This window comes from Williamsia soli, assembly GCF_017377795.1.
Lineage (GTDB): Bacteria > Actinomycetota > Actinomycetes > Mycobacteriales > Mycobacteriaceae > Williamsia > Williamsia soli.
Window position 1 is genome coordinate 268010 of sequence record NZ_JAFRDR010000002.1, and the last position, 12458, is coordinate 280467.

Here is a 12458-nt window from a genome sequence, read left to right on the forward strand (position 1 = left end):
TCAAACCCGAGAGTCGGGCCGCTTCGCGTAGTCCAAGATCACGTCGACGGCCCGCGCTGCGCTTTGACACGCGCCTTCCATCGTCGTGGTCCAGTCGGTGCGGGTCCAATCACCTGCCAGCGCGAGGCCTAGGACCGAGGTGCGCTGATCCGGACGAATGCCTGCTGTCCCCGGCCGTTGAGCAAAAGTCGATTTCGGCATCCGCACGACGTGACTGTGGAGCACTTCGGCATGGGCAGCGGCCGGGTAATACCTGCGCAGCATGTCCATCTGGATGGCGGTGATCTCGGCGTTCGACTTCTTGGTCAGTTCGTACGAGGCCGACACCGTGGTGGAGTAGAGATGATGCCGAGATGCGTCCCGGCCGTGCATTCGCTGACGATCCCAGACCTGCTCGAGGACCCCTTCACCACCGAGGAGGACTTCTCCCCAGTCGGCCATTCCGATCGAGCGGTCCAGGTACAGGTTGACACTCACGATGGGGACCGGCGTCAGGTGCTCGACTGCTTCATAGATTCGTTCGTGTTCAGGGACTTGGTCGAGCAGTCCTTTCACGCTCCAGACCGGCACTGCGCAGATGACCGCGTCGGACGAGACCCGTTCGCCGTCGGTGAGTGTGACGCCGACGACGACGCCGTCGGCCACGTCGACCGCGGCGACGACCGCCCGGTGGCGCACATCTACACCGGCATCGGCGAAAACCTTCTCTGCGCCGTCGATGAACAGGGTGTCGAGGTCGACCGTCGGATACCCGATCGAGATCGGGGTCTTCGTTTCGCGCGCCCGCCGCATACCGGTGACCAAGAGGTCCGCGGGCACCTTTGCTGACGAGATCTCGGGTTTGTCACCGGTCAGCCCGATCACGATCCCATCCCACAGCGCGTCGCGTGCGGACTGAGGCATCTTGATTCGGCGGAACCACTCGTCAGCGGTGATGTCGTCCAGCCAGGCGGGCTGCCGGAGAGCCTGCCGGATCAGCGTGGCCTGTGCTCGCGCGGTTCGAAGCCGGTCGAGGCCGGTGACTCCGGGAAGATCGCCGAACGCGGCCCTCAGACCCGCCAGTCCCCCAAACGCCGACACCCGGGTATCTCCACCCGGCAGCCGAATCGTCATGTGCCCCGGGAACTCGACCTGTTCTCGGGTACCGACGCTGTCCAGATAGCGCATCAGGTGCTGGTACCCACTCGCGAATACATGCTGGCCGTTGTCCGGGACATCATCGACGGCGGGGACCGGCATGGCGATGGTCCGGCCGCCCAACGACCCCCGCCGTTCCAGCAGCGTCACTTGATGGCCGGCCTCCGTCATCCATACCGCCGACGCCAGGCCGGCCAATCCCCCACCTACGACCACACAATGCATGCGGCCACAGTAACGGTCAGCGCTGACCGAAGCAGTGCGCTTCGGGGAGCGGATCAGAAATCCGTGAGGTCTCGGATCGTTCTGCAGGTCTCGTCTGCGTTGTGCCGCTCACCCACAGTGCGGTCAGCAACGCGCTGCCCCATATCAGGAACAGAGGGTCCCACACGACGGCATGACCGATCATCGTTGCGCTGTCATACCCTCCGCTGGGTCTGATCAGCCCCGTCAGCACAGCCCAGGCCGACAACGCGGACATCCCGCCCCAGACGACCAAGAGCACGCCGCCGGCCCAGCTGCACGAGCGAACAGCTCGGTAGAAAGGACTGTGCCACCTCTCGTTGATGGCCGGGACCACCGCGGCGAGGGCTTTGAGAACAGCGAGCAGACCAAGCCCGATCCCCGAACCAATCGGATGCTCGTCGGCCAATTCGACAGCCCACCCGCCGACCGACTCGAGTTGCCAGCGCCCGCCGACTGCCCAGTAGAGGCTGGCAGCTCCGTGTAGTAGCCCCGCTATGGCCGCTGTGGTGAAAGCGAGTGTCGCAATCCGACTTCCCCGGCCCACCGATTGTCTCTGCATGCTTTTACGGTAGAAACCGATCGCGGTCGGGCACATCCAGGATGTCCCTGAGTACGACCCTGATCTCGCTACGCCGCGCGAGAATCAGTCGGCGCAACGAAGGTCATCCCCTCGTCGAGGCGCCGAGCGAATTCAGAACTGGTCGCGAGCACGCTCCTGTTCGATGACCGCATCGAGGTCGCTGAGCCTGTTCATGTTGGACACCTGGCGTCGAGTCCGAACGTTGTCCCCCAACAGGTTCTGGTGTCTGTGGGTGAAGAACCAGTATCCCGCGGTGAACGGGCATGCATCGTCTCCGAGACGTTTCTTGGGATCGAATTCGCAGTCACGGCAGTGATCGGACATCTTGTTGATGTAGGCGCCGCCGGATGTGTAGGGTTTCGTCGCCATCAACCCGCCGTCTGCGTGCTGGCTCATCCCGACGACGTTCACCGGCATCACCCATTCGTAGCCGTCGACGAAATTGGCGGTGAACCAGGCTGTGAGCTCGGCTGGATCGTAACCGCGTTGCAGCGCATGGCTTCCCAGGACCATCAGGCGCGGGATGTGGTGAACCCAGCCTCGGTCCCGAACACCGGACAGTGCGTCGGAAAGGCAACGTGCGGTGACCGCTTCCGCGTCCAGGTGTCGAAACCAATCCGGGAGAGGTGCGGTCGCGCCGAGTTCGTTGTTGGCGGTGTAATCGGCGCCGAAATGCCAATAGAGGTGCCAGATGAACTCACGCCAGCCGATGATCTGCCGGATGAAACCCTCAGCGCTGGCCAGAGGCACCCCGTCCTCCCTCGCCGCTCGCTCCGCCGCGTGGACAACGTCGAGGGGGTCGAGGAGGGAGAGGTTCAACGGGACGGACAGAAGTGAGTGCGACATCGTCCAGTCGTCGCCCATGATCGCGTCCTCGTACGGACCGAACGTCTCGAGGCGGTGGTCGATGAATGTCCGCAGCGCCGCCTGCGCCTCATCTGCTGTCACCGCGAACAACCGCGGCCCGTCGACACCTGTCCAGGAGACGTTCAGTGCGTCGAGGTCCGCCCGCACCCGGTCGTCGATGGCATCCTCGGTCGGCCACCACGGCTCGTCTATTCCCAGTGTGCGACGTTTGGGCGGCGGCTTCCGATTGTCGTGGTCGTAGTTCCAGGTACCACCGGCGGGCTGATCGCCATCCATGAGCACGTCAAAGCGAACCCGCTGCTCCCGGTAGAACGTCTCCATGCGGAATGACTTGTGTCCAGATGCCCACTGCTCGAAATCCTCGCGTGGCAATGCGAATGACGGATTGGGCAGGATCTCGCTGACCAACCCTTCCTCGGCGAGGCTTTTGACGAACTCATGCGCCGCCCGCGACGTCGGCTCATGGACGGCGACCGGACCAGGCAGTTCGGCGAGCACATCCCGGTAGCCGACGCCCCGGATGTACCGCGCGCGATCACCCAGCTCGTCCGCCAGGTGGCGCATGCCGGACAGAAGGAGGTGCGCCTTCTGGCGATGGCCTGCTCGCCGGCGTAGGGCCGCAGAGGACTCGATGAGAACGACCTCTCGCTCGGCGTTCTCACGGGAGGAGTGGATGTGCGGACCGAGCTGATCGGCGAAGAGCCACAACGGCGCTGGACTACGGGACACCATTCCAGGCTACCCACGGCGTCGGCGACCCATGGGGCTCTCGGCAAGTGAATACAACTGCGTTCCTCTGGGTATCCTCGCGGCGTGTCTTACTCTCATGAAGCCCAGGACCTCGAATCGGCAGCTCTCGGTGAACGACGTCCCGATGGCGTCTCCGATGAGACCGTCGCCGCGGTCGGGAAGCTGTCCGAAGCGCTGGAATCTCTCGAGCGCGCCCGTGGGCACCTCTACTCGTTCCACCAGATGATGGGCCACACCGATCTACTCCTCGGGGATGCCGTCGACGAACTGCGGGACGCCGGTCACGGCGACATCGCAGACGAATTGGAGAAGGAACTGGTCGGCCGAAACGTCATCGAAGGACGTTGGACCTTCCAGATCGTCGAAGACTTCGACGACAATTACTGGGCGGCGTTCCGCGACCAGGAGCGACGAACTCGGGACAAGCTCCAAGGCGGCGTTCGGCATGTGTTCGAGGCTGAGATGAAGGAACGTCGACGGACCGCAGGGCGGCGTCATCACGAAGCAAAGCCCTGAGATCGCGGCCGACAACTGCGTTCGCCCCGGGTGCACGTCACAACTACCAGGCCGGATCGACATGTACGCCTTGACACCTGCCCAGAACGCGGGTTTCGTTGTAGGTGCTGAGTACACAGCCGGCCTGGGACCGGTGGTGCCGCCCGTGGGTCGTGCCGCCGTCAGTGATCGCCGCCCGGAACATTGTTGTCGTCCGCCCGCACCTCGGTAAACGGTCGAACGTTTCTCACGCATCTGCTCCGGCAACCACGGCCGATGCCAATCGGAGTTGACGGTGGCCATCACCGACATTGCCCAGTTCGCCCATCTGACCGACATGGACGTGAAAGCGCTTGGCGACGAGCTGGATTCAATTCGATCAGACATAGAGGATGATCGCGGAGTCCGCGACGCGCGATACATCAGGCGTGCAATCGCGCTTCAACGCGGCCTCGAGGTCTGTGCTCGCGCGACTCTCATGGGTTCTCGCCGACGGCCACTGTGGTTGTTGGGTACCGCCCTTCTCTCCTCGTCGAAGATCATCGAGAACATGGAACTCGCCCACAACATCTCGCATGGCCAATGGGACTGGATGAACGACCCGGAGATCCACAGCATCACGTGGGAATGGGATCAGGTGGGGCCGTCGTCCCAGTGGAAACGAGCCCACAACTACACCCATCACATCTACACGAACATCGTTGGTATGGACGACGACATCGGCTTCGGCATTTTGAGAATGACTCGCGACGTGCCATGGCGGCCTGCAAATCTCCTTCAGCCGTTTGCGAACATCGTTCTCGCCGTCACGTTTGAATGGGGCATCGCGCGGCATGACCTCGACGCCCAGAAGAAGGTGGACGGGGTCGGACCGCACGAGCGTGGTTCGCGGGCCACCACGATCTTCTACCGAAAGATCGGCAGGCAACTCGGGAAGGACTTCGTGCTCTTCCCCGCACTCGCCGGACGGTCGTGGAAGACCACCGTGACCGCCAATGCCGCTGCGAACCTGATCCGGAACCTCTGGGCATACCTCGTGATCTTCTGTGGCCACTTTCCAGACGGCGCAGAAAAGTTCACCGTCGAGCACTACGAGACTGAGACAAAGCCGGAGTGGTACCTGCGACAGATGCTCGGTAGCGCCAATTTTCGGGCTGGACCAGTGATGGCCTTCATGAGCGGAAACCTCTGCTATCAGATCGAGCACCACTTGTTCCCCGACTTACCGAGCAACCGCTACGTCGAGATCGCGCAGCGAGTCGAGGAGTTGTGCGACAAGTACGACCTGCCGTACACGACGGGGTCGCTGGGCCGGCAGTACTGGTCGGCGTTGCGGACGATACACAAGCTCGCGCTCCCGGACCGCTTTCTGAATCGCACGTCGGATGACGCGCCGGAAACCAGCTCGGAACGCCGATTCGCGTTCACGGGCTCACACCTTCCCACCGACGCCGGCGGAGCTCGTCGGCGCGGGCTGAGATCGGCCCTGCGAGACGTAGGTCAAGCCACAAGCGGTGCGCCGTGAGCACAGAACTGTGCAGATTCAGCCAGTTCCGGGTGAGCACGCCGACGTAGCCTCAGTGACCGACGAAAGGACCTCTCGTGACCAGTTCCGCCGCAGCGCCCGACACCATCGTTCTGATCCATGGCCTTTGGATGACTCCTCGGAGTTGGGAAGGCTGGGTGAGTTACTACGAGGCCAAGGGATACCGCGTCCTGACGCCGGCCTACCCCGGGTTCGAGATCGAGGTCGAGGCCTTACGCGAGAACCCGGACGTCATCGCCGGTCTCACAGTCCCCGAAACAGTCGAGTATCTGGCCCAGGTCATCGAGAGTGTGCAGACGCCCCCGATCCTCATGGGTCATTCCTTCGGCGGCACACTCACTCAGCTGTTGGTCGCCCGCGGTCTCGGGTCGGCAGCGGTGGTGATCGACTCGGCGCCTACCGAAGGCGTACGGGTCAACCCGCTCTCACAGGTCAGATCTCTGTTCCCGGTTCTGAAGAATCCGGCCAACCGACACAAGGCCGTGGGGTTCACTCCAGAAGAGTTTCACTACGCATTCACGAACACTCTCAGCGCCGAGGAGTCGACGAAGGTCTACGACCGGTACCACATCGGGGCCCCGGGCAATTGGGTCTGGGCGTACGGGCTGATCGCGAACTTCAAACCGGGACACCAGGAAACGTGGGTGGACTACAGTCTCGACGATCGTGCGCCGCTCCTGTTCATAGCCGGCAGCGAAGACCACATCATGCCGCCATCGGTCAACAAGTCGAATGCCAAGCACTATCACAAATCCAAGGCGCTGACCGACTATCACGAGTTCGAGGGACGCTCACATTGGACATGCGCCGAACCAGGCTGGGAGGCCGTCGCCGACTACGCCCTGAATTGGGCGTTGGAACACGCGGACACGGCAAGGGTTCCGAAGTCGAACGCGTCCTGAGCCGTCACTGCTGACCGAGGTGCGCCTCCGGTCGATCCCCGTCCGGATTCGGCCGGAGCGCTCGTACCAACCTCGTGAACCGCGCGTTGTCGATGAGATCTTCGACGCCGACCACGTTCCCCTCGCCGTCTGCGAGTGGGATCGACCAGTTCGAATACTGGGTTTCGTCTGTTCCCGGCTGATTCTGTATCCGCCGCTCCCCCACCGCATCAGCCAGGGCCACAGATAACAACATGGACGGACTGCGCGCGATCAGCGCGTGGAGTGCATCCACGGTCTGCACTTCGTCGGCGTCGGCCGCGAGCAGCCCACGGTCGCGTGCCAATTGCAGGATCGCCTCACGGTCGCGGGCATCGTTCGCGCGTTCGGTGGCCTCGTCCTGCTCGAGCAAGCCGAGTTCAGCTCGCAACCGAATGTGTTCGCCGGCCAGGTAACCAGCGGTCGGCGGCAGGTCGTGGGTGTTGACGGAGGTCAGGCACAGGGTGCGGTAGTCCTCCGGCGGAATCGGGGCGGACTCGCCGTGTTCGAACCATAGGATCGACGTCCCCAGCACCCCACGTGCGCTGAGGTAGTCCTGAACGATCGGTTCGAAGACACCGAGATCCTCGCCGATGATCACGGCGTCGGCGCGTTGCGCCTCCAGCACCAGGATGCCGATCAAGGCCTCGTGGTCGAAAGTGACATAGGTACCCTCGGCCGCCGATTCGCCTTCTGGAATCCACCACAGCCGAAAGAAACCCAGAATGTGATCGATACGGAGTCCCCCCGCGCGCCGCAGGACCGTACGGAGCATGTCACGGAACGGGACGTAACCCTGCTCGGCCAAACGCCATGGGTGCCAGGGTGGCTGGTTCCACACCTGTCCCTGTTGGTTGAACGCGTCAGGAGGAGCGCCAACCGATACACCTGTGGTGAGCGCGTCGCCGAGCACCCATGCATCAGCGCCACCCTGCTGCACCCCGACCGCGAGATCGTGAATGATCCCGATGCTCATACCCGCGTCGGTTGCGGCTTCCTGAGCGGACGCAAGCTGCTCGTCGCAGATCCACTGCAACCAGCTGTAGAAGGCAATTCGATCGGCCAGCTTGATTCTCGATTCGGCGACGCCGCTGGGGTCTCGGAGAGACTTTCTCCATTTAGGGCTTGCCGCGCCGTACTTTTCGATCAGGGCACACCAGGTCGCGAACTCCAACAGGCCTTCGCCTTCAGCGCTGAGGTATCGGTCCAGACTGCCGCGCCGGTGCGGACTCAGGGGAACGCGGAAGATGGTTTCTAGAACCTTGAGTTTCGCCCGATACACCGAGTTCCGGCGGATGCGATTCGGGTCGGTGTTGCTCTTGGCGTATTTGGCCGCGTAATCGTGCATCTGCCGATGGGCGGTCTCCGGCAACAGCGCCGCCTCGGGTATGTCCTCGACCCGGATGTAGAGCGGATTGACGAACCTTCTGGTCGTCGGTAGATAAGGAGAGCGCTCCAGCGGTGGTTGGGGCTGCGCTGCGTGAAGGGGATTGACCAGGACGAAGTCCGCGCCGTGCACCGATCCAGCGATGTGAGCGATGTCCGACAGATCGGCCAGGTCCCCGATTCCCCACGAACGGCGGGAGCGGATCGAGTACAGCTGAGCAGCCAGTCCCCACCGCTGATCAGCAGCGAACTTGTCGGCGGTCGTCAGTCGTTTCGGAGTCACGACGAGAGAGCACACCGCTGGCGCTCCGCTGTCGGGTTCGGCGTGAATCGAATGCCACCCGGTTGACAACGAGGCCGGCACAGCGAAGGTTGCCCGCCCGATCAACACGCCGTCGATTTCGCGTGGCTCCGTCCAGACGTTCACCTGGTCGACTCCGACGTGGGCACCGTGCTCGGTCCTCACCCAGACCCGGACCTGCGTTCCATGAGGAACGTGGACCGGAATGTGGCTGTCCGACCCCTGGGTGACGACGAGTACCGGCGGCAGCGTCCTGCGCCAGGGCTTCTCGTCGATCTCGTGCAGGGACTGCACAATGGTGTCGAGTGTGTCGCAACGGACACCCAGCGCCCCGAGGATGTGCTTCAAACTGCCGTCGGACACCTGCTTGCGCTGCTTGTCCCAGCCCTCGTATGAAGTGGCGACACCACATCGATCGGCAAGGATTCTCAGCTGCACGGCGTAGCCCACGTCTGCGATGCTGCCAGGTTTGCGGGCGTTGCGCTCGCCCCGGCTACTACTCGGCGTCACTCGCGCAGTGCAGGATCTATCAGGGATTGCAGCTTGTCGGGCCGCACCGGGAGATCTCTGACCCTCACCCCGCAGGCGTGGTGCACCGCGTTGACGATCGCGGCCGAGGAACCGACATTCCCGATCTCGCCGATTCCCTTGCTACCCATCGGGTTGAGGTCGTTGTCTTCCTCGTCGATCCAGATCGCGTCGATGTTCCTTACGTCGGCATGAACAGGCACGTGATAATCGGCCATGTTCTCGTTCGCGAAGCCGCCGTAATCGTGGTCGGGAATCCCCTCTTCGAGCAGCGCCATCCCGAGGCCGAATGTCATACCGCCGATGAGCTGCGACCGCGCCAATCGCGGGTTGAGCACCCGCCCCACAGCGAACACGCCGAGCATCCGCTCCACGGCCACCTCACCGGTGTCGACGTCGACGCTCACCTGTGCGAACTGGGCGCCGAAGGCTTCTCGCGGCATCTCCGCCCGCGCCGCGACGTCGTCGGCGGTGTCGGCTGTGACTTCGAGGGCAGTACTCGGTACGCCCACCTGCCTGAGCTGGTAGCGCAGGTCGCGGCATGCTTTGTCCACGGCGAAACCCCACGACGACGTACCTGCGGAGCCACCGGCACCGGGGGCTTTCGGTAACGAACTGTCGCCGAGGTGGAGGCGAACCGCCGAGTACGGTGCGTCGAGGGCATCGGCGGCTATCTGTGCGAGCACGGTTCGCGCGCCGGTGCCGATGTCGGAGGCGGCCACAAAGACGTCGAAGGTTCCATCGCTGTTCGCGCGGGCGCGGGCAGTGCTGGGCGAGGTGAGTGCGGGATACGAGGCAAGAGCGACTCCGGTGCCCCACAGCTTCCGTCCCACGAGTGTGGCTGCAGGCTCAGGATTGCGTTGTTCCCAGCCGAACTTGTCCGCCCCCACCCGAAGCGCTCGGACCACGTTGCGTGAACTGAACGGGGTTCCCGTTGCCGGGTCCGCATCGGGCTCGTTCAGGATGCGGAGTTCGATCGGGTCCATCCCGAGCTCGTAGGAGAGTTCATCGATGGCGCACTCGAGGGCGTGGATTCCTGGCGCCTCCCCAGGTGCGCGCATCCAGCGCGGCGTCGAGACATCGAGGGCAGCAACGCGATGTGTGGTCTTGCTGTGATCCGATCGGTAGATGTGCCGAGTACCTTCGGCGGTCTGCTCGACAAACTCGACAATCTTCGATGTCTGCTGCACGGTGCCGTGGCAGACGACCGACAACCGCCCCTGCGGATCGGCGCCCAGAGCCAGCCGCGAATACGTCGGGGTTCGGTACCCGACGAAGGTGAACGTCGCTGACCTCGGGAGGACGACGCGGACTGTGCTCTTCAGGTGCCTGGCCGCCATGACGGCCAGTACCGTGTTCGGACGAGTGCTCCCCTTACTTCCGAACCCGCCGCCGACGTGCTCGGCGATCACTCGAATGCGCTCCGGTTCGAGACCGAACAATGTCGCGAGGTCCTCCTGCACCCCTGACGGCGCCTGGGTGGAGTCCCAGACCGTGAGTTCGGCACCTCCGTCGTCGTGCCGCCATCGGGCAACGGACGCGTGCGGCTCCATCGGGTTGTTGTGCATGGCAGGCGTGGAGTACCACTGGTCGACGATGTGTGCCGCATCGGACAGCGCTTGCTCGGGATCGCCACGGCGGGCGTCGGTCGGAAAACCGGCGTTGACTTCTTTTGGCGCGTAAAGATCCGGGTGGTCCCTCAGCAGTACGTTGTCGAACTCGGAGGAGCTCTCGTAGGTGATGTCCAGAGAGTCGGCGGCCGCCTGCGCAGTCTCCGCGGAGGTGGCAATGACCGCCGCAACGATTTGTCCCCGGTAGCTCACCTCGTCGGACTGCATGATCAACAACTCGGCGTCGTCGACTTCGCCCAGCGCGGGCGCGTTTTGATGCCACAGCACAGCGAGGACGCCCGGCTGCGACAGCGCAGACTCGACGTCGATCGCAACGACCCGCCCGCGGTTGACCTGTGAGCCGACGTGGCGACAGTGGACGACGCCCTCACCATCCGGCCGTTGATCTGCGGTGTACCGGGCCGTTCCCCTCACCTTCTCGTCGCTCTCGACGCGGCGGTGCGGCACCCCGAGCGCGCTCATCGCTGCGCCACCTGACCACCCGCGAGCTGCACCAGCGTCTGGGTCACCAGCGACCGGACCATCGGAATCTTGAACTGGTTGTCCGAGAGTGCTTGTGCCGCCTCCAGTTCGAGATCGATCGCAGCAGCGAACTCCGGGCGGACAGCCGATCGGCCGATCAGCTGCTGCTCGGCCGCACGCGCGCGCCATGGCTTGTGGGCTACACCGCCGAGCGCGATCCGAGCCGCCGAGACCACACCGTCGTGGACCTCGAGGACTGCGGCCACCGATACGAGGGCGAAAGCGAATGATGCCCGGTCGCGGACCTTTCGATAGGTCGACGTCCGGGCGGCCTGCAGGGCGGGAATGGCCACCGACAAGACGAGATCGTCACGCTCCAGTGTGGTGTCGAGTTCAGGGTGGTCACCGGGGAGTCGGTAGAGCGCGTCGTAGGGAACGAAACGCCGACCTGCTGGTCCGAGGATCTCGAGTTGCGGTTCGAGGACGGCCATCGCCACTGCCATGTCCGACGGGTGGGTTGCGACACACTGCGACGACGCACCCAGGATCGCCATGTCTCTGTTGACACCCCCCACCGCTGAACACCCGGAGCCGGGCTCGCGCTTGTTGCACGCCTTCCGGATGTCCATGAAGTACGGACACCGGGTGCGCTGGAACAGGTTGCCTCCGGTGGTCGCCATGTTCCGCAGTTGCCCCGAGGCTCCGGCGAGCAGCGCTTGCGACAGCACCGGATAACGCGTCCGTACTACTGGATGGGCCGCCAGATCGCTGTTCCGGACGTTGGCGCCGATCTGCAGGACGCCCGACTCGGTCAGATCCACCTGATCGAGCGGCAGAGCACTGATATCGATGAGGGTGTCGGGGCTGAGCACACCGAGTTTCATCAGGTCGACCAGATTGGTGCCGCCGGCCAGGAGTTTCGAATCCGGGTCGGCGCCGAGGCGCTCGACGGCGATGTCCACGCTGTCCGGCGCGAGGTAGTCGAATGTCTTCATGACGATTCCTCGCTCGCTGCGCCCTCATCTGCGGCGCTCCGGACCGCGGCCACGATGTTGACGTATGCGCCACATCGACAAATGTTGCCGCTCAAACGCTCTCGTACCTCTTCGTCGTCGAGCACAACGTCGTGGGGCTCTGCCAGATCCGCGCTCGCCGCGCTCGGCCAGCCGTGCTTGGCCTCGTCGAGCATGCCGACTGCTGAGCAGATCTGGCCGGGAGTACAGAATCCGCACTGAAATCCATCGTGATCGATGAACGCCTTTTGTAGCGCCGACCCGGAAGGGACTTGGTCAATTCCTTCGATCGTCGTGATCCGGTGGTTCTGAGCGGCCACCGCGAGCATCAAACAGCTCACCACCCGGCGGTCGTCGACCAGAACTGTGCAGGCACCGCACTGGCCGCGGTCGCATCCCTTTTTCGCGCCTGTCAATCCGATGTGATCTCGAAGAGCGTCCAAAAGCGTTGTCCGAGGGTCACATTCGATATGGTGATGTTCGCCGTTGACATGTAGCCCGATCGTTCGAACCGGACCGGAGCGCACAGCGACAGGACGTGATGAGGGCAGGTCATCCATTGTCCGGAGGTACCCAACCGACCGCGGCGGCAAACA

10 protein-coding genes are annotated in these 12458 nt (G+C 63.7%); 3 read left to right on the forward strand and 7 right to left on the reverse strand.

Annotation, left to right across the window (positions count from 1 at the left end):
- The 3 genes from J3S28_RS05840 to J3S28_RS05850 all read right to left on the reverse strand — a co-directional run bounded on the left by J3S28_RS05840 (position 1) and on the right by J3S28_RS05850 (position 3562).
- Positions 1-1362: a hydroxysqualene dehydroxylase gene (locus J3S28_RS05840; RefSeq protein WP_207838709.1), complete on the reverse strand. Its 1362-nt coding sequence runs from the start codon at positions 1360-1362 to the stop codon at positions 1-3.
- A 16-nt stretch (positions 1363-1378) separates the two neighbouring features.
- Positions 1379-1942 (reverse strand): DUF3995 domain-containing protein, encoded by a 564-nt coding sequence (locus J3S28_RS05845; RefSeq protein ID WP_207838712.1) that lies wholly within the window; start codon positions 1940-1942, stop codon positions 1379-1381.
- 132 nt (positions 1943-2074) lie between these two features.
- Positions 2075-3562 (reverse strand): cryptochrome/photolyase family protein, encoded by a 1488-nt coding sequence (locus J3S28_RS05850; protein WP_207838715.1) that lies wholly within the window; start codon positions 3560-3562, stop codon positions 2075-2077.
- Positions 3563-3643: 81 nt separating this feature from the next.
- Between J3S28_RS05850 and J3S28_RS05855 the strand changes: the two genes are divergently transcribed.
- From J3S28_RS05855 to J3S28_RS05865, 3 genes are all read left to right on the forward strand, one after another.
- A complete protein-coding gene (locus tag J3S28_RS05855) occupies positions 3644-4096 on the forward strand; it encodes a hypothetical protein (RefSeq protein WP_207838717.1) in 453 nt (150 codons plus the stop codon).
- A 274-nt stretch (positions 4097-4370) separates the two neighbouring features.
- Positions 4371-5600, forward strand: coding sequence for a fatty acid desaturase family protein (locus tag J3S28_RS05860; protein WP_207838719.1), 1230 nt, complete (start codon positions 4371-4373; stop codon positions 5598-5600).
- A gap of 77 nt (positions 5601-5677) precedes the next feature.
- On the forward strand, positions 5678-6523 hold the full coding sequence (locus tag J3S28_RS05865; RefSeq protein ID WP_207838721.1) for an alpha/beta hydrolase: 846 nt from the start codon (positions 5678-5680) through the stop codon (positions 6521-6523).
- 4 nt (positions 6524-6527) lie between these two features.
- Here the strand turns inward: J3S28_RS05865 and malQ are convergent, their stop codons facing one another.
- The 4 genes from malQ to J3S28_RS05885 are packed head-to-tail and all read right to left on the reverse strand — an operon-like array spanning position 6528 to position 12422.
- Positions 6528-8678, reverse strand: coding sequence for a 4-alpha-glucanotransferase (gene malQ, locus J3S28_RS05870; protein WP_207839517.1), 2151 nt, complete (start codon positions 8676-8678; stop codon positions 6528-6530).
- Between the two features lie 56 nt (positions 8679-8734).
- Positions 8735-10849, reverse strand: a complete 2115-nt coding sequence (locus tag J3S28_RS05875; protein WP_207838723.1) for a xanthine dehydrogenase family protein molybdopterin-binding subunit — start codon at positions 10847-10849, stop codon at positions 8735-8737.
- Positions 10846-11844 (reverse strand): FAD binding domain-containing protein, encoded by a 999-nt coding sequence (locus tag J3S28_RS05880; RefSeq protein WP_207838725.1) that lies wholly within the window; start codon positions 11842-11844, stop codon positions 10846-10848. The genes J3S28_RS05875 and J3S28_RS05880 overlap by 4 nt, the downstream gene beginning before the upstream one ends.
- Positions 11841-12422, reverse strand: coding sequence for a (2Fe-2S)-binding protein (locus J3S28_RS05885; protein WP_207838728.1), 582 nt, complete (start codon positions 12420-12422; stop codon positions 11841-11843). Before J3S28_RS05885 ends, J3S28_RS05880 begins: the two co-directional genes overlap by 4 nt.
- Positions 12423-12458: the final 36 nt, after the last annotated feature.

Bases quoted from the DNA above. Each gene is read 5' to 3' on its own strand.
- J3S28_RS05840 (WP_207838709.1), bottom strand. From the start codon at position 1,362: ATGCATTGTGTGGTCGTAGGTGGGGGATTGGCCGGCCTGGCGTCGGCG.
- J3S28_RS05845 (WP_207838712.1), bottom strand. From the start codon at position 1,942: ATGCAGAGACAATCGGTGGGCCGGGGAAGTCGGATTGCGACACTCGCT.
- J3S28_RS05850 (WP_207838715.1), bottom strand. From the start codon at position 3,562: ATGGTGTCCCGTAGTCCAGCGCCGTTGTGGCTCTTCGCCGATCAGCTC.
- J3S28_RS05875 (WP_207838723.1), bottom strand. From the start codon at position 10,849: ATGAGCGCGCTCGGGGTGCCGCACCGCCGCGTCGAGAGCGACGAGAAG.
- J3S28_RS05880 (WP_207838725.1), bottom strand. From the start codon at position 11,844: ATGAAGACATTCGACTACCTCGCGCCGGACAGCGTGGACATCGCCGTC.
- J3S28_RS05885 (WP_207838728.1), bottom strand. From the start codon at position 12,422: ATGGATGACCTGCCCTCATCACGTCCTGTCGCTGTGCGCTCCGGTCCG.